The organism is Clostridium sp. SY8519 (genome assembly GCF_000270305.1).
Classification (GTDB): domain Bacteria; phylum Bacillota; class Clostridia; order Lachnospirales; family Lachnospiraceae; genus SY8519.
Genome location: NC_015737.1, coordinates 630451 through 652870 on the forward strand (window position 1 = coordinate 630451; position 22420 = coordinate 652870).

General features: G+C 50.2%; 17 protein-coding genes and 1 tRNA gene. 3 read left to right on the forward strand and 15 right to left on the reverse strand.

What is annotated here, in order from left to right; genetic code table 11:
- Positions 1-138 precede the first annotated feature (138 nt).
- On the forward strand, positions 139-789 hold the full coding sequence (locus tag CXIVA_RS02980) for a GDSL-type esterase/lipase family protein (protein WP_013976544.1): 651 nt from the start codon (positions 139-141) through the stop codon (positions 787-789).
- Between the two features lie 157 nt (positions 790-946).
- Here the strand turns inward: CXIVA_RS02980 and CXIVA_RS02985 are convergent, their stop codons facing one another.
- Positions 947-1957 carry a uroporphyrinogen decarboxylase family protein gene (locus CXIVA_RS02985; protein WP_013976545.1) on the reverse strand — a complete coding sequence of 337 codons (1011 nt, stop codon included), beginning with the start codon at positions 1955-1957 and terminating at the stop codon, positions 947-949.
- Between the two features lie 227 nt (positions 1958-2184).
- Between CXIVA_RS02985 and CXIVA_RS02990 the strand changes: the two genes are divergently transcribed.
- Positions 2185-3096, forward strand: coding sequence for a LysR family transcriptional regulator (locus CXIVA_RS02990; protein WP_013976546.1), 912 nt, complete (start codon positions 2185-2187; stop codon positions 3094-3096).
- A 5-nt stretch (positions 3097-3101) separates the two neighbouring features.
- Here the strand turns inward: CXIVA_RS02990 and CXIVA_RS02995 are convergent, their stop codons facing one another.
- From CXIVA_RS02995 to CXIVA_RS03040, 10 genes are all read right to left on the reverse strand, one after another.
- On the reverse strand, positions 3102-4862 hold the full coding sequence (locus CXIVA_RS02995; protein WP_013976547.1) for an FMN-binding protein: 1761 nt from the start codon (positions 4860-4862) through the stop codon (positions 3102-3104).
- A gap of 17 nt (positions 4863-4879) precedes the next feature.
- A complete protein-coding gene (locus tag CXIVA_RS03000; RefSeq protein WP_050979210.1) occupies positions 4880-5845 on the reverse strand; it encodes an FAD:protein FMN transferase in 966 nt (321 codons plus the stop codon).
- Between the two features lie 212 nt (positions 5846-6057).
- On the reverse strand, positions 6058-6993 hold the full coding sequence (locus tag CXIVA_RS03005; protein ID WP_013976549.1) for a LysR family transcriptional regulator: 936 nt from the start codon (positions 6991-6993) through the stop codon (positions 6058-6060).
- An 84-nt stretch (positions 6994-7077) separates the two neighbouring features.
- Positions 7078-8112: an alcohol dehydrogenase catalytic domain-containing protein gene (locus tag CXIVA_RS13285; protein WP_013976550.1), complete on the reverse strand. Its 1035-nt coding sequence runs from the start codon at positions 8110-8112 to the stop codon at positions 7078-7080.
- 14 nt (positions 8113-8126) lie between these two features.
- Positions 8127-9470 carry a GntP family permease gene (locus CXIVA_RS03015; RefSeq protein ID WP_013976551.1) on the reverse strand — a complete coding sequence of 448 codons (1344 nt, stop codon included), beginning with the start codon at positions 9468-9470 and terminating at the stop codon, positions 8127-8129.
- A 15-nt stretch (positions 9471-9485) separates the two neighbouring features.
- On the reverse strand, positions 9486-10943 hold the full coding sequence (locus CXIVA_RS03020; protein WP_013976552.1) for a hypothetical protein: 1458 nt from the start codon (positions 10941-10943) through the stop codon (positions 9486-9488).
- Between the two features lie 268 nt (positions 10944-11211).
- A tRNA-Gly gene (locus tag CXIVA_RS03025) sits at positions 11212-11282 on the reverse strand.
- A gap of 110 nt (positions 11283-11392) precedes the next feature.
- A complete protein-coding gene (locus CXIVA_RS03030; protein WP_013976553.1) occupies positions 11393-12181 on the reverse strand; it encodes a hypothetical protein in 789 nt (262 codons plus the stop codon).
- A gap of 151 nt (positions 12182-12332) precedes the next feature.
- Complete coding sequence (locus CXIVA_RS03035; RefSeq protein ID WP_013976554.1) at positions 12333-13229, reverse strand: LysR family transcriptional regulator; 897 nt, start codon at positions 13227-13229, stop codon at positions 12333-12335.
- A 13-nt stretch (positions 13230-13242) separates the two neighbouring features.
- Positions 13243-14532, reverse strand: coding sequence for a M18 family aminopeptidase (locus CXIVA_RS03040; RefSeq protein ID WP_013976555.1), 1290 nt, complete (start codon positions 14530-14532; stop codon positions 13243-13245).
- Between the two features lie 206 nt (positions 14533-14738).
- On the opposite strand from CXIVA_RS03040, the gene CXIVA_RS03045 reads away from it, so the two are divergent.
- Complete coding sequence (locus CXIVA_RS03045) at positions 14739-16775, forward strand: molybdopterin-dependent oxidoreductase (protein WP_013976556.1); 2037 nt, start codon at positions 14739-14741, stop codon at positions 16773-16775.
- 140 nt (positions 16776-16915) lie between these two features.
- On the opposite strand, the gene CXIVA_RS03050 is transcribed toward CXIVA_RS03045, so the two are convergent.
- The 4 genes from CXIVA_RS03050 to CXIVA_RS03065 all read right to left on the reverse strand — a co-directional run bounded on the left by CXIVA_RS03050 (position 16916) and on the right by CXIVA_RS03065 (position 22251).
- On the reverse strand, positions 16916-17977 hold the full coding sequence (locus tag CXIVA_RS03050; RefSeq protein ID WP_013976557.1) for a lysylphosphatidylglycerol synthase transmembrane domain-containing protein: 1062 nt from the start codon (positions 17975-17977) through the stop codon (positions 16916-16918).
- Between the two features lie 107 nt (positions 17978-18084).
- Entirely contained in the window at positions 18085-19011 is a 927-nt protein-coding gene (locus CXIVA_RS03055; protein WP_013976558.1) for an AEC family transporter, read from the reverse strand.
- Between the two features lie 327 nt (positions 19012-19338).
- Entirely contained in the window at positions 19339-20520 is a 1182-nt protein-coding gene (locus CXIVA_RS03060; protein ID WP_013976559.1) for an iron-containing alcohol dehydrogenase, read from the reverse strand.
- Between the two features lie 234 nt (positions 20521-20754).
- Positions 20755-22251, reverse strand: a complete 1497-nt coding sequence (locus CXIVA_RS03065) for an aldehyde dehydrogenase family protein (protein WP_041727578.1) — start codon at positions 22249-22251, stop codon at positions 20755-20757.
- Between the last annotated feature and the right edge of the window lie 169 nt (positions 22252-22420).

Consider the following 22420-nt stretch of genomic DNA (forward strand, 5'->3'; position numbering starts at 1 on the left):
ATCCTCCTCCCATAGACTTCCTCTGTTTCCTGCCGTCAGATTTTTTTTCGGAGCCCTTGACATTTCTCTTTTTTATAGTATAGTTAATTCATAGGTTAACAGAGTTAATAAGTGCAGTCAAAAGGAGATTGGAATAAAATGAAAGAAATCTTATGCTTTGGGGATTCCAACACCTATGGGTGGATTCCCGGCGGCAGAGGCCGCTATGATTACAATACCCGCTGGACCGGCCGTCTGGAGCAGAAGCTGGCGCCATACGGCTACCGGATTGCGGAAGAAGGTCTGGTAGGACGGACCGTTTCCTTTGAAGATGCCGTACGACCGGGCCGCAATGGACAGAAGCTGTTTCCTGCCATTCTGGAATCTCACCTCCCGCTGGACGCCATAATCCTTATGCTGGGCACCAATGACTGCAAGACTTCTTATCATGCCAGCGCCCCATCCATCGGCCGTTCCATCGAGAAACTCATCCATACGGCGCGGCAGTATGATCCGGAACTGGAGATTCTTCTGGTTTCCCCGATTTTTCTGGCGCATCAGGTGGGGGCAGAGGGTTTTGACCCGGAGTTTGATGAAGATTCCGTGGCCAAATCCCGCCAGTTCAAATCTGTCTATTCGGAGATTGCCCGCCGGACAGGATGCGCGTTTCTGGCCGCTTCCGATTATGCCGGGCCCAGCAGGGCAGACCGGGAACACCTGGATGCCGCCGGCCATGCGGCTCTGGCGGACGCGCTGTTTGACAAGCTCTGCGCCATGAAATCCCTCCAGGCCTGGCGGCAGATCATCTGACCGATTCTGCTGACGGCTCATCTCCTGCATCTGCGCCGCAGAGCGCACTGCAGCAAAAATCCGCGGGAAACCCGCGGATTTTTCTGTGCGGCAGAAGTTTTTTCTGCCAAAAGCTGCGCTCCGGCAGCTTTTCAGGGTTGTATCACATCGGCAGCTGTCAGCAGATGCCGAATGTTTCCTTATTGTAGCGGCCGATTTCATCATAGACGATCTTCGCCGTATCGGGATAGATGGTTCCGAAGGGATCTCCATAGGTAATGCTCGGCACAAACATTTTCAGATCCCCATAGGCCTCACAGGCTCTCCGGGCTTCCCTGCGGATTTCTTCTTCTGTGGCATCTGCCCGGTCAATACTGGAAGAAATCCCGCCCATTAAGGCCATCCGGCCGTTCAGTTTTTCTGAAATTGCCCGGATATTATTTTTCGGCACCACGCCCTGCCAGATGTCCACGCCGATTTCCGCCATATCTTCCGCAATCGGTTCGCAGTAGGAATCCGAATGATGCATGACAATGATGTCATTTTCATGCAGATAATCGTAGATCTTCCGGTAAGGCTCCTTGAAATAATCCCGCCACATCTCCGGATCCATCAGCATCTGGTCTTCACTGCCCCAGTCATCATGGGATATGATCAGATCCGGATGCAGATTTTCCACGATCAGCTTAAAATAGGTCATCCGGTAATCATAAATACAGTCAATCAGTTCTTTCGTTTCTTTCGGATACATCACCATATTCACCAGCGTATCCTCAAAAGTCATCAGCATGTGCATCTGCTCAAAAATCCCGGTGCCCATGATTGTAGCCGCCACATATCCTTCGTTCCGTATGCTGTCTTTCAGCTGATTAGCCGCTTCCCAGCCTTCTGAGCAGTGTCCGGTCAGATCCGGCACTTTCACATAGCTTCTCCACTCTTCGATATCCTGAATCACCTGATTTTCAGGTGTGACAATCGGAATTGCCGCCGGCTGGTCTTCCGGAAAAGAAATAAAAGTTCCCCACTGGTCATAAGAATCGGTTCCTTTGATCCGGTTTCCGCGGATAAACTTATTGCAGGGATCGCCGGTTATGGCACGCATCGCCGACCAGCCTCTGGGCAGGCGGTCCGGTTTTCCCCCATTATTTTTCTTCACCGTTTCCAGAAAAACTTCTTTTTCCGTCATCATTTCACTTTTCCTCCTTCGTGCTGTCCGCTGCTTATTCTCTGAATTAAGCATAGCACAACCGAAAGTTTCAGAAAAATTCCCGATAGGGATATCATATATTCCTCAGAAGAATGGTTTTTTTCCTGAATTGTTCGTACTATAATAAAAACAGATGGACGAAACATCTGTCTCTGTACCAGGCTTTGCCCCAGCAGTCAGCCCCAAATAAAAAGAGAGGATACTGTGCCATGTACGAATTTCATTTAAATAATCTGCAGCTGCAGGATTTTCAGCTGTTTCTGGCCGTAGGCAGATACGGAAGCTTTACCCGGGCGGCGGAACGCATGCATGTCACCCAGTCCTGGGTCAGCAAACGAATGAATCTGATGGAAAGCGAGCTGGGCCTCCACCTGTTTCTGCGGGGAAGCCGCCGCATGGAACTGACGCCTGCCGGCAAGCTGCTTCAGGAACGGCTGGAATCCATCAACCATTCTCTGACAGAAGCCATCACGACTGCCCACCAGGTGCAGACCGGTGTGTCTGGATTCCTTCGGATCGGATTTCTGGAATGGGCAGCCACCACCCTTTTTGTTCCCATCCAGCGATTTATCCGTGACAATCCACAGATCTCTGTGGATATTCTGTGCCAGCAGTTCCAGGACCTGCGGGCTTCCCTGGAATCCGGCCATACGGATCTGATCCTGACCATGGAATACGACAATACCTCTTTTCTGAAAGATTCCATCCACAGCGCGCGCGTCCGGGAAGTCCCTATGATGGCCTATATCAGCTGTCACAATCCCCTGGCAAAACGGGACACGCTCACCATCCGTGATCTTCAGGCCGAACCCATGCTGCTTCTGGATCCCCGCTGTTCACTCGGGTACACCGACTACATCGGCTGGCTGTTTCACCAAAACGGCATACGGCCGCTGATCGCGCAGTACGCGCCCAACGGCCGTGCCCATATGGCAAATATTCTGCTGAACCGCGGCATTCTCATTGCCAGCAGCTATTTTCTGGAAAATGAATTTCACAAGGAAATCCATGCGGTTCCGCTGGAAGGGGTCTCCACCCATATCACCGCCGTCTGGCAGAAAGACAACCAAAACCCCATTCTTCCCGCCTTTCTGCAGAAACTGATGGAAGATACGGAATAGCCTGCTTATCCCCTTGCGGAATAGCCGCTGTAATCGCCGTTCCCTTCAAAACTTCCGCCATCTCCATGGCCGCCATGCCCATGGGAGAATTCGCCGGATGAACTGTCGTTCGGATTGTCGAAATCCACCTGCAGGGCGTCTGCCACTGCTTCCAGGATTCCATTGCTGCTGAAGGTGGCTCCGCTGACTGTGTCTACAGACAGACTCTGCTGCTGCAGGATTTCGCTGATCATTCCTGACTGTGCCGCCTGGAAATACTGTTCATCATCTTCATAGGATTCAATGGTAATTTCTGTAATTTTATGGCTCTTCACCGTCACACTGACCTTTGTCTCCCCGCGGAGCCCTGTTCCAGTCCCGGTATAAGTTCCGTCTTTCACCGAACTCAGATCCAGGGAATCGGAGGTACCATCGCTGTCATTTTCTGAACTGCTGTCGGTACTGTCGTCTGAACTGCTTCCACCGTCGCTGCCGGAACTGCCGTCCGAACTGTTTCCGGTAGTGTCATCCGAACTGCCTCCGCTGTCACTGCCGGAACTGCCGCTGCCGTCCGTCCGGGCGGAATCAGAAGAATCCGTAATTCCCAGGGCGTCTGCCACCGCCTGAATAATTCCGTTGCTGCTGAAGGTGGCGCCGCTGACCGTGTCCACGCCTTTCGTTGTCTGTTCGGATAAAATCTCCTGTATCACAGTATTTTTGGCTTTATTGAAAAATTCCGCGTCATCTCCGGTGCTTTCAATCGAGATGTCCGTAATATTTCCGTTTTTCACAGTCACTGATACCGTCGTGGTTCCGCGGTACCCTTGCGCGCTTCCGGTGTATGTGCCGTCCTTATACTGTCCCTGTTCCGAAGACATCTCTGTCTGCCCTGCAGGTGACGTTCCCGCCACCGCATAGGTTCCGGCAAAATAGATGCCTCCCACCGCCACAGCCGCTGCCGTACCGGCGATCGCCGGTGCCGCGAAAGACGTCATATTCGAACGCGGACAGACATCCATACAGCGGAAACATGCAATGCACTCACTGTCTTTCACACGCTCCGTCTGATTCAGTGAAATCCCCATGCTGCAGTGTATGGTGCACATCCGGCAGGAACCGCAGGCTTCCGGCTGCTTCTTAAAGATGCGGAACAGCCGGATCCTGGACACCAACGCGAATACTGCGCCCAACGGGCACAGATATCTGCAGAAAAACCGGTCCACCAGGAGAGACCCTGCCAGAATCAGCGCCAGCAGAACCATGCCCACCGATGCAAGGCTCTGGATATTTCCGCCTTTCCATAGGGTTACCAGCACGCCGAATACATTCCACGGACTGACGGAAGTGTCAATCGACATACCCAGCGTCCATACGGCAATCACCAGGAATGCAAGCACCCCATACTTGACGAATTTCAGCGCCCGGTCCGCCTTTGGCGGCATCTGCAGCGGCTTTTTGCGGATTTTGGAAGAAATCCAGCCCATAAGGTCTCCCATGGCGCCAAAACTGCAGAGATACCCGCAGAAAAATCTGCCCCAGATCACTGTGACCGGGAAGACTGCCGCCAGCACCAGCAGCTGACTGCTGAGTCCGGAAAGAGTAAAGCTTCCCTTCAGCACCGCCTGCCAGACATCCCGCAGCGCGGAAAAAGCTGTGATAAACAATCCCGGCATCAAAATCAGCGCAATCAGCTGAATCACATGCCGCAAAATCTGCGTCAGATGAATCTTCTGCCTTCCTGTCTGCCTCCGCTCCTGCGCGGCGGTCCCCTGTACCTGTTTTTTCATACGCTTCTCCTTATCCGTTACAGAACTGTAAGCTGATCTTTCAACCCATCTGTCGCGTACAGTTCCCCGTTTTCCATAAAAAATACTGCTTCCAGTCCCTGCTGTCTTACCAGCGCAGCCCCCTCCTCCAGTCCGAGTACAAAAACTCCTGTGGCAAGCGCGTCCAGCTCAGTTCCGGAACTTCCCACCAGCGTCACACCGGTCAGTCCGCTTTCTGCCGGGCGGCCGGTCGCCACATTCAGAATATGCGGATAACGGATACCCTGCCGCGTAAAATACTTCTCATACGCTCCCGACGTCACCACTGTGCAGTCAGTTCCCTGAAGGATTGCTGCCACGGATCCGCTGCCTCCATACGGTTTCTGAATACCGATTTTCTTCGGCTTCCCAAAAACGGAAACTGTTCCGCCCAGATTAATCACCGCATCTGTAACCCCATATTCCATCAGGATTCGCTTCGACTCATCCGCCGCAAATCCCTTGGCGATTCCGCCCGGATCCACTGCCTGACCGGTCCGGAGAAGCTGGACTGTCCCCCTGGTTTCATCAATCATGATTTGACGGTAATCCACCAGACGGCGTCTTCTGCGAATCTCTGCCTTCCCCGGAAGATTTTCTCCGGCTGCCGCCTGCCGCCACAGATCCGTCAGAGGCTGTGCCGTGATGTCATAGGTCCCGCCGGAAAGCGCACCGTACTTCTGCCCTTCACGAAGAATCCGAATCGTATCCCCGCTCACTGCCACCGGTTTTCCACCGGCCGCCTGATTGATTCTGCTGATTTCACTGTCCGGCCGGAAAACCGACCACCTGTCATGCAGCTCCAGAATTCGTTTTTTCACCTGTTCCAGCGCTTCCGGATTTCTCTCACGAATGGTAATGGTATTCATGGTCCCCAGCGCCGGAAATGACCGGCTCATCATAAAAATCACCTTCCTCGGCAGTTCACTGGTCTCCGATGTTTCATAGATTACTATCCATAACATACCGGTTAATTGTGTCCGTTCTTTGTCCTCTTATTTAATAAAGTTTGTTTTTTCGGGGCAGAGAGGAGACCTATGCACGAATATCGGAAAAAGTCGGAAAAACAAAAAAACCGCGAAATCATGCGGCTGCATGCGCGCACTGTTTCACAGTTTTTGTTTTCGGTGATCTGCTGTATTTTTCAGAGGGCTGCCTGATCGGATGAAAGCCCCGGTTACAGGGAAAGCTCATTTTTTTCTGCCAGGAGAAAATGTATTTTTTCAATAAACGTATCCAGCACCGGATTTCCTGACTGGGCATTGTAGTAGATTCCTTTTTTGTACTTGGATGCACCCGCAATCTCTATCACACGTATCTGGGGATCCGCATAAAAAAGATTGCTTTCGTTTGTAATAGCAAACCCCTGTTTTGCAATGATATTCATTGGAACAGACAGGGGATTGCTTTCAAAGATATGCCTGATTTTCATTCCTTCAAATGATATTCCCATGGCCTTACTCAGTTCTTCCAGAGGATCAAAACCAGCCGGCATTTTGATTTTCGGCAATATCAGGGGATGTTGATTGAATAATTCTCCAAGCAGTTCACGGGAGATAATATCCGGCAGATCCGCAGATAATGAACGGTGTATGGCAATATAGGTGCTTTCTTCTGCAAGGAGAAGAAACGGAAAACAACTGCTGTCCAGATTGTCCTGGGGCATTTTCAGCACATTGATCAGAGAGCAGGTCCCTTCCAAAAGTTTTTCCACAAGCACTGCGTGTCCTTCCCTGTAGAAATGATACATCACATCCGGATTCTGCATTCGAAGCTGGTTCAGTACCAAAAGGATCTCTGTGTTCATGATCTGCTCATCCATAACTCCGATATTCAGGCTCTGATAATTTCTCTGATACAAATTGCGGATTTCTTCTACGGAACTCTGCAGCTGCCCGTAGAAGGGAAGTATTTTTTCATAGAACAGTTTTCCTTCTGCGGTTAAAAAAACCCGGTTTTTTTCCCGGGCAAACAGCGGAAATTCCAGCTCAGTTTCCAGATTACTGATCTGTCTCGAAAGCGTCGGCTGCGTAATAAAAAAATAATTGGCCACACTGGTAAAATTCAGGTCTTCCGCAAGTTTAATAAAATACTGGATCTGCTGAGTTGTCATATCTGTTCCTTTCCATAAGAAAAAATCTCCTGTGCTTTAGTTTATCGCACAGGAGATCCCTTCGGAACCCTTTTTATTATTTTTTTACGGCTTTAACAGTACGCGCGCTACATCCAGTTTGCCAGATGCCAGTTCTTCTATTTTCTCAATGGCCTGATCCAGATCTGCTATTTCCGTAGTATAGATATCTGTCTTCCACATTCCGGATGCCATCATTTCAAACAGCATGTGAATTTCTTCTTTTGTATAAGTAAAACTCAGCTGAAAATCCAGTTCTCTCGGTCCCAATGCAGCAGACACCAGCTCATAAGGCCGTCCGTCACTGCCAATCACCATAATCTGGCCATTTGCCATAGTCAGATCTGCGCATAATGCCATTGTCGCAGGATTTCCAGCTGCTTCATACGTGACATGGGCGCCGCCTTCATGGACTAGAATCGACTTTGCTTCCTGTATGCCTGACTCCGTTGCATCAAAAGCATAATCTGCTCCCGCCTGCAATGCCATTTTTCTTCTTGCCGGATTGACATCAAAAGCAATCACTGTTCTGGCGCCCGTCAGTTTTGCCGCCTGAACCGCTGAAAGCCCGATGGAGCCGCAGCCTGCTACTACTGCATTTTCCCCCAGTTTCAGTCTGGATTTCCGCACAGCATGAAAACCTACACCAATTACATCAAACAGAACTGCCTGCTCATCCTTTACCGTTTCCGGAATCAAAAACAACTCATTTTGCGGATGACGGGACAAAATATACTCCGCATATGCCCCTTGGGTATTCGGACCGATTCCCAGTGTTTCCGGAAATGCATTGGCACATGTATTCGGATGTCCTGTATTGCAGGAATAGCAGGAACCGCAGTCTCCCGGAGGGCCGACTGCTACACGGTCTCCCACGTGTACATTTTTCACATGGCTGCCTGTTTTTTCCACAACACCGACTGTCTCATGCCCCAGTACTAATTCATAATCAAAAATCCCCGGCATTTTATAGGCGTGAACGTCTGTTCCACAGATTCCACAGTAACGCACTTTAACCAAAACCGTATCATCCGTCACTTCCGGAACGGGAATCTCCACAAATTCCAGTTCCCCCGGTCCATGATATTTTACAGCTTTCATTCATTTCCTCCTCACTAAGCTAATCCAGGCGCCACTGTCAAAAGTAACGCAACAATAAGCGTTCCAATAAACGTATATAATACTGTTGTTCGAAATACCAGCGGATAGCCTTCTTTGTATTTGATCCCGGTGATCATGAACAAAGTCACCACTGCAGCATTGAACGGCAGGGTATCCAGTACCGTATTGGTGCATAACAGGACACGGTATACCGCGTCCGCATCCACTCCGACATAGGGGATATAAACAGATGCCGCAACCCCCAGCGCAATAATCAATCCGGACATGGATGCAGAGATTCCCAGCATCACGATTCCAATAATTGCAAGAATCAGTAACGGCGGTCCCGCCAGAGAAGTAAAGAAATTTTGCAGTACTTTGAAGGAAGGTGCTGCCTGCACCGCATACCCCAATGCAAAGTTCAGCAAAATAATCGCAGGAATACCGGCGAGGGTAACACCATCATTCAGACTGTTAATCACTGTACGAATACGGCTGGTTCCTTCAAATTTTGGAATATATCTTCCAAAACAAATGCATGCTGCCACACATCCGATTGCCATGGCTGCCCATGCATATGACTTGCAGATCGTATTGGCACACAGCGGAACAATTACCAGTGGAATGATTGTTAATAGAAACGGCGGATAATTGGTTTTGTCGATTTCTACCGGCGGTTTCAAAGGTCCATATTCAAACCTCAGCCCTTTTCCTGTATCCATAATAATCTGCTTTCTGAGATAAACAAAAGACACAGTAATCAAAAAGACGCAGAATACCACACCCGGGAACCACGCGGACAAAGAGGATGTTCCCTTCAAAAAGTTTGCGCAAATTACGTTTTGAGCACTCAGGGAACCCGGCAGCGCCCCGGATAACGTGGTACCCAAAATCAGCATAACCGGCAGATATCTTCTTGGAATATCCGCTTCCTCACACACGCCGGTTGCAATTCCAATCATAATGAACAAAGTCGCATAGGGATCAATTCCGATAAAACCAAACAGAGCCCCGATAACCACTACAATAATGACTCCGCGAAATCTTCTTTTTACCACATCATCTTTTTTGCAGAACAAGTCCAGCAGTACCTTTGACAGTTTCTGTGATGCCCCGGAATCCAAATACAGTTTCCCCAAAATTCCGCCAAACAGATACAGCGGCAGCAGGGAAGGTATCTGTGTCGCAACTCCCGAAAAAACCGGATCTGCAAAACTCTTTAAAATTGGCATACCATTTGTCACAAATACAACTAAGCATGCAATAATTACCACATAGGCCAGATTCATGCCCTTATAGGTAAACAGCGTCACAATAATAAACGCCGCGATCAATCCCAAAACCCCTATTACTGTCATCTTCTCCCTCCTTTTTTATGCTCGATGCGGTAACTCTACCTCCGCACTTCCTTCAATCCAGATGGAACCATTGATGTCTTTGATCCACCAGATTAACTGCACCAGATATTTTCCATTTCGAACATACTTATTTGCTACTTCCGAACAGACTTCTGCCACATCTCGGGTCAGGCCATGGGAGGTAATCTCTGCGTCCTTCATGGACGGCGCTTTTACCAGCCACTCATGATAATACGGAGTTTTTGGTACCGGTTTTCCGAATTTCGCATGTGTGCCGGCCGGCATAATGGACCAGTAAATGCTGTTGATTCTTCCTGCATCACCCATCCAGTTATTTATGTGATGAATTGCGATATCCCGGCCGCAGAAATTGATAATCGCAGCACGCTCATCCCCTTCTGTTCCATGAATATCAGAAGTATCGATTTCACTTTCCACAGCATCTAATTTTTCATTCAGTTCGCTTTCCCGGCCATCATCAATTGTAAATGCGGGACGTGCACCATCCGGAATAACCGGTGTGTAATCTTCTTCATTTTCCAGACGATAGATTCCATGTCTGTCCCGTTTCATTGTCGCAAAAATTTCCGGATCCAAAATTTCCTTTTTCATGGTTCGCGTACCGCCAATTCCCTGTCCGAAAGGCGCAGGCAGCGCGCACGCAATCAGCGGTCCATCCAGTGTATGCTTCGGCTGATCTCCTATCTGCACCTCTTCCCAGTACCGAGGAATGCTTCCCCTGATTTCCTCCTGTTTCCATACTTCTTTCATATACGCATAGTCTTCCTCTGTATAGAAATGGTCTTCTTTTGACTGCCAGTCCGGATCCTCCCAGATATCAGCAAATCCGTTACTCCCAAAATTCTCTGGTCTGCATTCCGGTTTATATGTTTTCAAACTTTCCATGTAATGGAAGGAAACTTTATTTACCAGTTCTCCTTTCTGGTTATAAATGGTTCCGGCATTGTACAGCGAAACATGTCGGTAGACACTGCCTTCCGGAGGAGTCAGATCCAGCATAGTTCGTTCATCAAACACCAGGTACAGCACATCTCCCGGATAGATATCTGCAAACCGTTCCACATGATGGCTTGCCTGGGATACAAGCACCGTGTCTCTGGATTCCTCAGGGAATGGTGACGTATAGGAATCATCATGCGCGCCAAACACAAAATATGCCGGTATACCCTCATACCCCGCTTTCTTTGCATATTCTGAATCATGAAACAGCGGATTTTCCTGTTCGTATTTGGAATGGTTATATTTTACCATTGCCTCAGTCACGCGAATCACCGGTCCGACCCCAGGTGTTCCCTCCGGTAAAGTTCCATGTACCAGCGCATCTACATCAATAGCTCCACGATCATTAATCGCATTGGCTTCCGCCCAGAACTTTTTCAATCCCTCCTTTTCTTTTTCATCGTATACTCCCGGGTATCGAATGATAAAATCCTCTGCACGATAATCTCTCATTTCCTTATCCTTTCTCACCAACTTTACAGCAACTTTTATTTGTATTTATTATAAAAAGCAGCGGATTCTCCGTCCAATTGATATGATGTATCCGCAAATACTGATTTTCTATTGTTTCATTTTTTTCTCTATTTTCAGGACTGTAACTGCGTGAAAAAGTTAAATTATTCATATTATGCTGCACATTGGTTATGTGAACTTTCCTGCAGGAAGATATAAAAAAAGCCGGAATCCCTGCATATTTAGGGATTCCGGTCTATAAGCAAGAAGCAGGCAACGGGAATCGAACCCGCCTCCCCAGCTTGGGAAGCTGGTGTTCTACCAATGAACTATGCCTGCTTACAGCGAAAACCGCCGTTGAAAAGTATTATATCACGTAACATTTTTTCTGTAAATACGTTTTCCGCTGTATCACTTCTCCATTTTAGACAGACATTTCCAACTGCACATCAGTAATACAGCGGAGAAAAAGTCTTGGTGAAATCCGCGTCCGGGGATTCCAGAAGAAAGGTATGAATGAAATCATCCCCCGGTTTCAGGAACGGGAACTGATCAGAAGTCGCCCAGTCCGGACGGGTAAATGTCGGCGGATTTTTGATCAGCGCATTGGTCCAGTCATCATTGCACTCAAACCAGAGTTCGGACAGCCGATCCCAGTGGCGCATCAGATTGGCCAGTTTTTCGCTGCCTTCCGCTTTGTTGTCATCCGTTGTAATCGGAAGAGCGCTTCCCTCGAATTCGATTGCTTTGTGGCTGAAGAAGCGGATCAGTCCCGGCATCTGCATAATCTCTTTTGCCTGTGTCTCCAGGAAGAACCGGTCGCAGGCCTCCTTGTCCGCCCCTTCCGGATAACGGTAAGCGATCACCCAGCGAAGAATCGGATGCTGTTCATAGGACCATTCCGCGCCGAGAAAGTCTTCCGTCGGTTCCGCCGGGATATGTATGATATCTGCTTTGATGACATTTGGCACCGGCTCCGGGTTCATGCCGATCAGTCCCTTTCCGCCGCGCCGCTGACTGATATCATAAGCCCAGTTTTCATGAATCCTGTAGGTATACAGTCCTTCATTTTTTGCGCCTTCCGGTGCCGGAACCGGACGGTACATAAGATACCGGTTGGTCCAGGGGTACTGGGTCAGCACATCCGGCACATGGGATCTGCGAAACCAGCGCTCCATGGCGGGTCTGGCGTTCTCATCCAGTAAATTGTGAAAAATAACCATTTTTTCCATTGTCATTTTTTTCATCTCTCCTTAAAACAGTTTATGAATTAATCATACCCTGCCCGGTACCGATCTGTGAAATTTGTTTTCTGTATCTTTGCAATTCTGAATCTGTATCTTTTTGATACAGGTCATCTTTCCGCATTCCTCTGCGTCCGCCTGCTGCTTACTGCCGGATGTTTTTCTTGTTCTGATTGACATACTCCAAAAACAGCGGCAGCGCCGGATTCCAGTTGTCTTTTTTCCAGACTGCGGAAAACATGACGGTTCCAAATTCTTCCGGAAGCGGAAAAGTCACATAATGACTGGTATCCAGCTGCCTGGTAACCGGATCAATAAATAACACGCCGTTTCCCATGCGCACATTGACCAGACTGGTATCAAAATTTTCCACTTCCCGGATTTTCCAGCTTTTTACCCCCAGGTGCTTATAGAGTTTCTCAATCAAAAGCGCCTGTTTTTCTTTTGGAAACGCGGTCCAGATTTCAGATTTTTCCAGTATCTCCGGATCCAGAAATCCTTTTTTTGCCAGCGGATGGTTTTTTCCGCATACCAGGCTCATCTGGGCAGTGAAAATAACATCAGCCTGCAGCTCCTCATGAAGCGCCGCGTCATACAGCAGAATCACCAGATCATAGTCTCCGTTCCGCAGCCGTTCCAGCAGTTTCTTTTCTGTCTGACAGCAGTCATAAGAGAACCGGATATTGCTGTGTTTTTTCTGAAATCCCGGAAGGATATCATCCCACAGGACATCCAGATCCGTTTCACTGACAAATCCCATTTTAATGGTCCCGCTGTATCCGTTATAAATATTCCTTGCCTGTTCCAGTCCCTTCTGAAATTCCTCCATCTGACGGCTGAGCAGTTCATACATTACTGCGCCGGAGGCTGTCAGGCGGACTTCCTTATGGGTCCTGTAAAAAAGCGGAAACCCCAGTTCCTCCTCCAGACTGCTGATCAGTCTGCTGACTGTGGGCTGGGAACTGTACATTTTTCGGGCAGCGTCTGTAAAATTCTGTGTCTGCGCCACAATGCAGAAGCATTCAAACTGCCGGTCATTCATATTATTTCTCCTCTTACTCTTTTATCCTGCATGGTTCCATCTCATAAAACGTCCGGGAAAAATCCAGCAGATACTTCGGATCTCTGCTCCCTCCGGTTTCATAAGAAGAATGCATCGCCCACTGGGGCAGGCCGATATCGGCGGTGCGCACGGAAACCTGTGTATTTGAGATATTTCCCAGTGTGGAGCCTCCGTTCATATCGGACCGGTTGGCAAAGGTCTGCCATGGCACACCGGCCTTTCGGCAGACGGTTTTGAAATATGCTTCCGACACGCCATCCGTAGTATACTTCTGATTGGCATGATATTTCAGCACAATTCCCCCATTGATCACCGGGCGGTTCGTCGGATCTGCCTTTCCCAGGTGTCCCGGATGGGCAGCATGGGCATTGTCCGCCGATATCATAAAACTTCCGGCCAGGATTCTCCGGTAATCGGAGCCGCTCATGCCAAGGCCCTCCGCAATGCGCTGCAGCGTATCTGCCAGAAATGTGGAAGCTGCGCCCTGACGTGTCGTGCTGCCCACTTCCTCATTATCAAATACCGCATGCACCGTCAGGTTCTCGGAACGGCTTTCCAGAAAGCCCCACTGTGTCAGATACGCGCACTCCAGGTCATCCAGTTTCGGTGCGGCCAGAAACTCCTGTTCCGCCCCGATCCATGCCGGCTGCTGCCGGTTTACAAGAAACAGATCCGTTCCCAGAATCTGTTCTTCTGCCACGCCGGCCTCTTCCGCCATCAGCTGGAAAAACGAGGTGCTGCTGCCTTCCAGCGAAAACACCGGAAGCATATCCTCCTGCGGATTCAGGGTCAACCCGCTGTTGGCCGTGCGGTCCATATGAATGGCCAGAGAAGGGATGATCAGCAGGTCTTTATCCGGCGCCACCAGGCGCTGGCAGATTCCTTCTTCTGTCTCGCAGAGAAGCCTGCCGGCTACCGACAGCGGCCGGTCCAGCCAGGTATGGAGAATCATTCCGCCATACTTTTCCATATTCAGACGGACGCAGGATCCGCCGTTCACCTCCGGCGCGGGTTTGATTTTAAACGTAGGGGAATCGCTGTGGCTTGCCATCAGATGCATGGCCGAAAACGGGCGCTCCGGAATCCGGAAGGCCAGTATGGAAGAGGCATTTCGCGTGACGTAATAGTTTTTCCCCCGGGCAAGGTTCCAGTCCCGGTCTTCCCGCAGCTTCTCGAACCCTGCTTCCCGAAACCGCTGCTCCATATTGCGGATCACGTGAAAGCAACTGGGACTCTTCCGAATTGCCTCCATCAGTGCTTCCGCTGTCTGTCGTTCTTCCATTCTTCTGCTCCTTTCAAAATGCAATCCAAATTAAATGCAAAAATCTGAGGTTTTTCCTAGACACAGCCTCTGTTTTTTTCTTATACTATCTGAAAATAATACCATTTACCCGCAGAATCCGGAACGAAACATTGGTTTCTGAAACGGACCGCTGTTTTTTCCGCAATTCTGCAGAAGCATCTGACCCACCCAGGGAGGTATCTCTTATGTCCGAACCTAAAACTTATGAAATCATCTGTCCCTATGACTGCCCGTCCACCTGCGGACTTCTTGCCGAAGTTTCGGAGGGAAGGATACAGTCCGTATCCAATAATCCGGACCATCCGGTTTCCTGCCGGACCATCTGCCAGAAAATGCAGCACTATGAACAGTCCATTCACTCTCCCCGGCGAATCACGGTTCCCCTGAAACGGGCCGGCCGCAAGGGCGAGGGACGTTTTGTGCCGATCACCTGGGAAGAGGCGGTCCGCACCATTACAGACCGCTGGAAGGAAATCTGCCGGCAGGAAGGTCCCCAGGCAATCGTGCCTGCCATCTATTCCGGTGTCATGAGCGATATCCAACGCAACTGCGGAGACGCCTTTTTCCACCGTCTGGGCGCCTCCGAAATCATCAAAAGTCTCTGTTCTTCCGCCAAGGGCGCCGGTTATGAATCCGTCATGGGAGAAACCGGCTGTCTGGATCCCCGGGAATTGTCCGACAGCGACTTCTATCTGATCTGGGGCAGCAATCTGGCCGCCACCCGCATCCAGACTCTGACAGATCTTCTGAATCAGCGGACTTCCGGTTCCCGCAAACCAATGATCCTGCTGGATACCTATGCCAATCCCACCGCCCGGTTCTGTGACGACGTGATTCTGATCCGCTCCGGCAGCGACGGCGCCCTGGCGCTGGCCATGATGCATGTCCTGCTGGAGCAGGGACTGGCCGATGAGGAATATCTGCGGACCTATGCCGACGGCTATGAGGAATTCCGCGCTTCCCTTCCTCAGTATACCCCGGAATGGGCGGAACAGGAAACCGGGATTCCCGCAGAAAAAATCACCGCCCTGGCAATTGCCTATGGGAAAGCCTCCGCGCCTGCCATTATCCTGGGCAGCGGCCCTTCCCGCCATATCAATGGCGGCATGAACACCCGTCTGGTAACCATTCTCTCCCAGTTTACCGGCGCCTGGAAAGTACCCGGCGGCGGTCTGTGCGGCTGTGACCCCAGAGGCGGTTCCTATGTGAACCAGAATCTGATCCGGCATCCGGAATTCCGTCAGTCTCCGCCCCGCCGTGTCAATATCAACCAGCTGGCCAGTGCCCTGAACCGCACCGGCAGCGAGATCGTCCGCAGCCTCTATGTCTACGCCCTGAATCCGGCAAATACCGTCAGCAACCAGAATCTCCTGCTGAAAGGTCTGATGCGGGAAGATCTCTTTACGGTTGTACACGAACGTTTTCTGACGGACACCGCCCGCTACGCGGATATTATCCTGCCGGCCACCTTTTCTGTCGAACAGGCAGATATTTACCGGGCATACGGCTACTGCACCTTAGCCACCCAGCACAAAGTCGTGGACGCGCCGGGTGAATGCAAAAGCAACTGGGACACCTTTTCGCTTCTGGCAAAGGGCATGGGATTCACAGAGCCGTATTTTCAGATGAGTGAAGAGGAAATCCTGTCGGAAATCCTGGATCATCCTACGGAAATCATTGCCGCTCTTCCACCGGAAAAACAGCAGATTCTGCGGCAGGGCGGTTCGGTGTCCGTACCTTTTGCCGATCATATGCGGATTCTCACTCCCACAGGAAAAATACAGATTCTGAATCCGGACTGCCCGATTCCGCTGCCTTCCTATCTGCCGGATGATTTCTGCAGCACCTGCTTTCACGGAAACACCCCCCTGCGTCTGGTGGCCGGTCCCAGCCGTCTCAGCCTGAACACCACCTTTACTGACCGTTCGGATCTGATGGAGCGTCGGGGCGAAGAAACCCTCTGGCTGCATCCTGCAGACGCCGCTTCCCGGGGAATCACAGACGGATCAGCCGTCATCGCTTGGAACGATCTGGGCGAAGTCACTTTCCGGGCCTATATCACAGATCAGGTCGCGCCGGGCAACGCCATTTCCGAAGGTGCCTACCATCTGGACCAGTCTCTGGCCGGCCGTACCTTCAATGCGCTGAATCACGAGCGGATCTCCGATATGGGGGAAGCCACCACCCTCAATGACAACGCCATCGATGTCCGCCCGGCATAAGCAGTGCTGAACCTCGACAGGGCAGGGCGGGCTTCTTCCCGGCATAACACGATCCCAGCTGACCATCCACGGGACGTGCGGACTGCTTCACAGCACAGCTGTGGTCAGCCCCTGCTCCTTCGATCGGTGTGCGGACGTGGTCAGCGCCTGCGCGCGCGCCGGGTCAGCGTTCGCTGTGTCAGGACTGAAATGATGATTCCATTGATAATCACAATCAGATACAGGCTGATCATACGGCTTAACAACATGGCGCTGGCCAGTATCCCGCCGGGGAACAGCAGCCGGAAAATCAGAAGAAACGTACCTTCTGATACACCGCTGGCTCCCGGAATCGGAATAAATCCCACCGCTACAAACAGCACTGCCTGCAGAAGCTCCACCTGTATCAGATTGCTGCCATGAAGTCCGAATCCTTTGTACACCAGGAACGGAACCATATACATGCAGAAAAACTGTATAAAAGAGGTCACCACTGTCTTGGCGATCATATCCATATGTCCGTGAAAACTCCCGGACAAGTGGCCGTAATCATCAATGATTTTTTGCAGCCGGCCGGCGATTTTTCCTTTTCCCTTCCGGTCAAAGAACCGGATGATCCGCATCAGAATTCTGCAGATCAAACGAATTGCTTTTTCTGAAAACAGACAAAGAAGAATAAACAGAAGAAATAAAATGTTGATGACAATTCCCACCAGGAGCAGATACTTATGCCGCCCCAGTGCCTGGGTCAGCATCGGATTCATCACAAAATATCCTGCGACAGCCAGCGTTACCGTGGCCGTCTCAAATCCCAGAAGCTGTACCAGAAGCGCCAGGACACCATGAGAAACTTTGACGCCGTCTGTATGCATATAATACAGCTGCATCGGCTGTCCGCCGCTGGATGAGGGCGTGATGGAGCTGAAGAAAAAACCGGCCATGGCATACTTTAGGCCATGCCGGATGCTGAGCGGATAGCCGAACAGCCGCAGCGGCCGGATCAGATTCATTCCTTCTCCGATCTGATAAATCAGCATCATGACCAGTCCCAGCAGAAGCCAGAGGGGATTAACCGACTGCACTGCGCTCCACATTTCTGCCGGACTAACTTTGCGGAATACAAACGCAAAGGTCAGCACGATCACTGCCGCCATAATCAGAATTCCTGTTCCTGCTGTTTTTCTGGAGGTCTTCGCAGGTGCCTGCGTTTCATTTGCTGCCATACTGTTTTTTCCTCTCTGCTGCTGTCCCGCGTCTGCGGCGGTCAGCCAATCCTGTTCCCGGAATCTGCCGCTTATACATATGCCCCGGTCCTTACTTCCGGCGTCAATCAGAATACCACATACACCAGAACCAGCATCAGCACAAAGCTGATCAGCACGGATACGGAGTTCAGAAAGCTGGACAGCGACGGGTCCGCGCCTGCCTGTTCCGTGAAAACCGGAGAAATGGATCCTGCCGGAGCCACCATGCAGATTGCCGCCACTTTTCTCTCCAGCTCAGGGAACGGCAGAAAACGATAGGCCAGCAACCCCAGACTTACGCCGAAAATCACACGAAACGCCACGGTAAACTTCACATCTGTGATTTTTTCTTTATTTTCCCTCTCAATATGGAACATCAGTCCCAGCATAAACATGGAGACAAAGCCGTTCGCATTGGCAATCGGCTCTGTAATGGTTCCGGCCAGTTTCGGAATCGGCACCCCGCAGAGGAGCAGCACCAGCAGAATCAAATAAGCATCCAGAGAGACCGATCCGAACAGCTTCCGGCAGAAGCTGCCGACCCTGGAAAGACCGGATCGGGGCACGTCTTCGTCCAGCCGCAGCAAAGAAGCCGTCAGCGCATATCCGCCGCCGCACATTACGACTGCATTGCCCAGATCAAATACGCTGGCAAACACCGCGCCCTGGGGGCCATAGAACAGCTGCACAATCGGCATGGCAAATCCTCCGATATTGCATCCGGAGGCGTTGATCATACAGAAGGCCCTGGAGGTATGGTTATGCTTCCGGCGCATCAGATACATCAAAAATACCGGTACCACGCCAAACCCCAGTCCGATGACCGCAAGAAGATACGTGGACAGAGCCGGCAGAAAGCCCGCAAACGCGTGTACAATATTGGCCGGCAGCGTCACATTCGTAAATATGGCGCTGAGTACCCGGTAATCCCGTTCACCAAAATATCCTCCCCGCCGCAGTCCCGCAGCCAGAAATATAATTCCTATATAAATCAGTGGTCTGATCAGACTCATCCTACACCTGCTCCCTGTTACATACGACCTATATTGTATCGAATTTCCGGATATTCTACAACCGCGAGTTTTTCTGCTGTATCCCAAAAGACCGATGCCCCCAAAAGGGCATCGGCCTGGTATTGCCGGCGGCGGCCGGCACTGCGTAAACTTCAACGAATACCGGGTACTGCTGCCTGCTGTTGCCGGCGCAGCCGGGCATCGCCGAATTATGAGAATGGATCAGAGAAATCTATGGAAAAAAGAAATCCTGACATAAGGTGAGGGAGCTGCTTTAAAATGCAGCTCCCTCTGTTGTGGCATAAACAAATTTCTTTGGAGTCTTTCTTATTCGTTGAATGTAACAACTTTTGCCTGACCATCATATGCACGCTGGTACAGTTCGATAATCTGACTCTTGGTTGCTTTGCGGGGATTCGTCAGCGCGCAGGCATCTTTCATCGCGTTTTCTGCCATGATTTCAAAATCTTCCGGCTTTACGCCTAATTCTTTCAGGTTGGCCGGGATACCCAGCTGCTGACCTAAAAATCTCATAAAGCAGATGGATTTATGTGCCGCGTCACCGGTAGAAAGTCCGCTGATCTGCTCACCCATAGCATCTGCAATATCACGGAACCGGTTCAGGTTGCCGATCAGGTTGAATTCCTCTACAAACGGAAGAAGAATTGCGTTGCATACACCATGGGGAAGATTGTAATAGCCTCCCAGCTGATGTGCCATAGCATGTACATAACCCAGAGACGCATTATTGAAAGCGATACCGGCCAGATACTGTGCATAAGCCATCTTGTCACGGGCACGCATATATTCACCATTGGCAACTGCCTTCGGCAGGTATTTTGAGATCATACCGATCGCCATCAGCGCTGCGGAATCTGTCAGCGGATTGGCTGCTGTGGATACATATGCCTCAATCGCATGGGTCAGAGCATCCATACCGGTTGCTGCTGTCAGAGAAGCAGGCATGCCTTTCATCAGTTCCGGGTCGTTTACCGCGATCTGCGGGGTAACTCTCCAGTCAATGATGGCCATTTTTACCTTTCTGGAAGTATCGGTAATGATACAGAAACGAGTGATCTCAGAAGCGGTGCCTGCGGTTGTATTTACAGCCATCAGCGGAACCATCGGATTGCTGGACTTGTCGATTCCTTCATAGTCATGGATTCGTCCTCCATTGCTGACGATCAGGCCGATTCCTTTCGCGCAGTCATGAGAAGAACCGCCGCCTAAGGAAATAATGGAATCTGCGTCATGCTCCTGATAGAAAGCAACACCGGCCTCAACATTTTTATCCGTAGGGTTGGGCTCTGCGCCTCCGAAAATGGTAGGATTCAGTCCGGCGTCTTTCAGGATCTGCGCGATCCGGTCTGCCATTCCGCATTTTGCGAGAAATGCATCTGTAACAATCATCGGCCGCTTGCCGCCTAAGCTGGACATCAGTGTTCCAACTTCATTGACAGCTCCTTCGCCGAATACGTTTCTGGTAGGTAAAAAATAATAAGTTGACATAGCTGCTTTTCTCCTTCTCTTTTTTGTAATATCCCCAAATACTCGTTTGCTTTTGTAACTCGTTGCTTTTCTGGTGCACCATCGACAGGTTCATGCAATTTTTGTTCCTGTCGATGGGTACAGTATAGAATCGATTGTATTTTTTGTAAAACAATCAATAGTTGTTAGATCACATCCGGAAGTTGTGTTTTAATCCCGATACATTTTTAACAGATCCCGTTCCCCAACGGATTCCTATTTTTTCGGGTAAAAACCGCTGGGCTGACCGGACAGATTGATCATGATATTCTTCATCTGTGTATAATGCTCCAGCATTACTTTATGAGTCTCACGTCCGATGCCGGATTTCTTGTATCCGCCGAAGGGAGCGCCTTCCGGAATCGCATTATAGGTATTGACCCACATACGGCCGGTCTCAATGGCTCTTGCCACTTTGATGGCACGGTTGATATCCTGTGTCCACACAGCGCCGCCCAGGCCGTATTCACTGTCATTGGCCATGGCAATCACATCTTCTTCATCTTTGAATTTGATTACGACTGCCACCGGTCCGAAGATCTCTTCCTGTGCCACACGCATATCGTTGGTCACATTGGTGATCAGCGTAGGTTTCATGAAATATCCGTCTGCCAGATCCCCTTCTGTCGCAGCTTCTCCGCCGCATGCAATCTCTGCGCCTTCCTGTTTCGCGATATCGATATAACCCAGGACTTTTTCAAGCTGACGTTTGTAAATAGAGGCGCCCAGCTGGGTATCTTCTTCCCAGGGCATGCCGATTTTCACACTGTTAAACCGTTTCACTGCCTCTGCTACAAACTTGTCATAAATGTCTTCCTGTACAAATACACGGGAACCTGCACAGCATACCTGGCCCTGATTAAACAGAATGCCTAACTGAAGGCCGTCCATGGCCTGCTCCCAGTTGCAGTCGCTGAAGAAAATATTTGCGGATTTTCCGCCTAGTTCCAGAGTTGCGGGAATCAGCTTGTCTGCTGCCGCTTTGGCTACATTCAGTCCCACTTCCGTCGATCCGGTAAATGCCAGTTTCGCGAAGCCCGGATGATCCAGAATATACTGGCCGGATTTGGAGCCTGCGCCGGTAATTACATTGAATACGCCTGCCGGCACCACGTCCTGAATCAGCTCTGCCAGTCTCAGAAGACTTAACGGTGTGGAGCTGGAGGATTTGATTACCGTACAGCAGCCGGAAGCCAGAACCGGAGCCAGTTTCCAGGCAGCCATCAGAAACGGAAAGTTCCACGGAACAATCTGACCGACTACACCGATGGGCTCACGGAGAATCAGGCTCAGGGTATCCTTGCCCAGCATATTTGCGCTGCCCTCATCCGCGAGAATGGCTCCCGCAAAATACCGGAAATGGTCTGCAGACATGGGAACATCAATTGCTTTGGTCTCCCGGATCGGTTTTCCGTTGTCCAGTGTCTCAATCAGCGCAAGTTCTTCTGCGTTTTCATCTATAATATCCGCGATTTTATTCAGGATTGCCGCTCTTTCCTGTACTGTAGTCTGTTTCCAGGATTTGAAGGCTTCCCAGGCGCCTTTTACCGCTTCATCCACATCTTCTCTGGTAGCTTCTGCGCAGCTTGCCAGCTTCTCACCGTTTGCCGGACAAAATGTATCAAAGGTCGCGCCGTCAGATGCGGGTTTCCACTGTCCGTTGATAAATAACTGATACTCTGGTTTTAAATTTACTTTTGGTAATACTGCCATAATACTAAGCCCTTTCTCACACATTATTTTGCTTTTTGCCACATATTTTCTTGGAACAAAACCAAGTATAAGCCAGATTGTATTTATTGTAAAACAATGCATGGTTGCAACGTACCAACTGATAGTTGTAGGAAAGTTTCTTGCAGTTGTACCGGTTTTTTTCTGTATA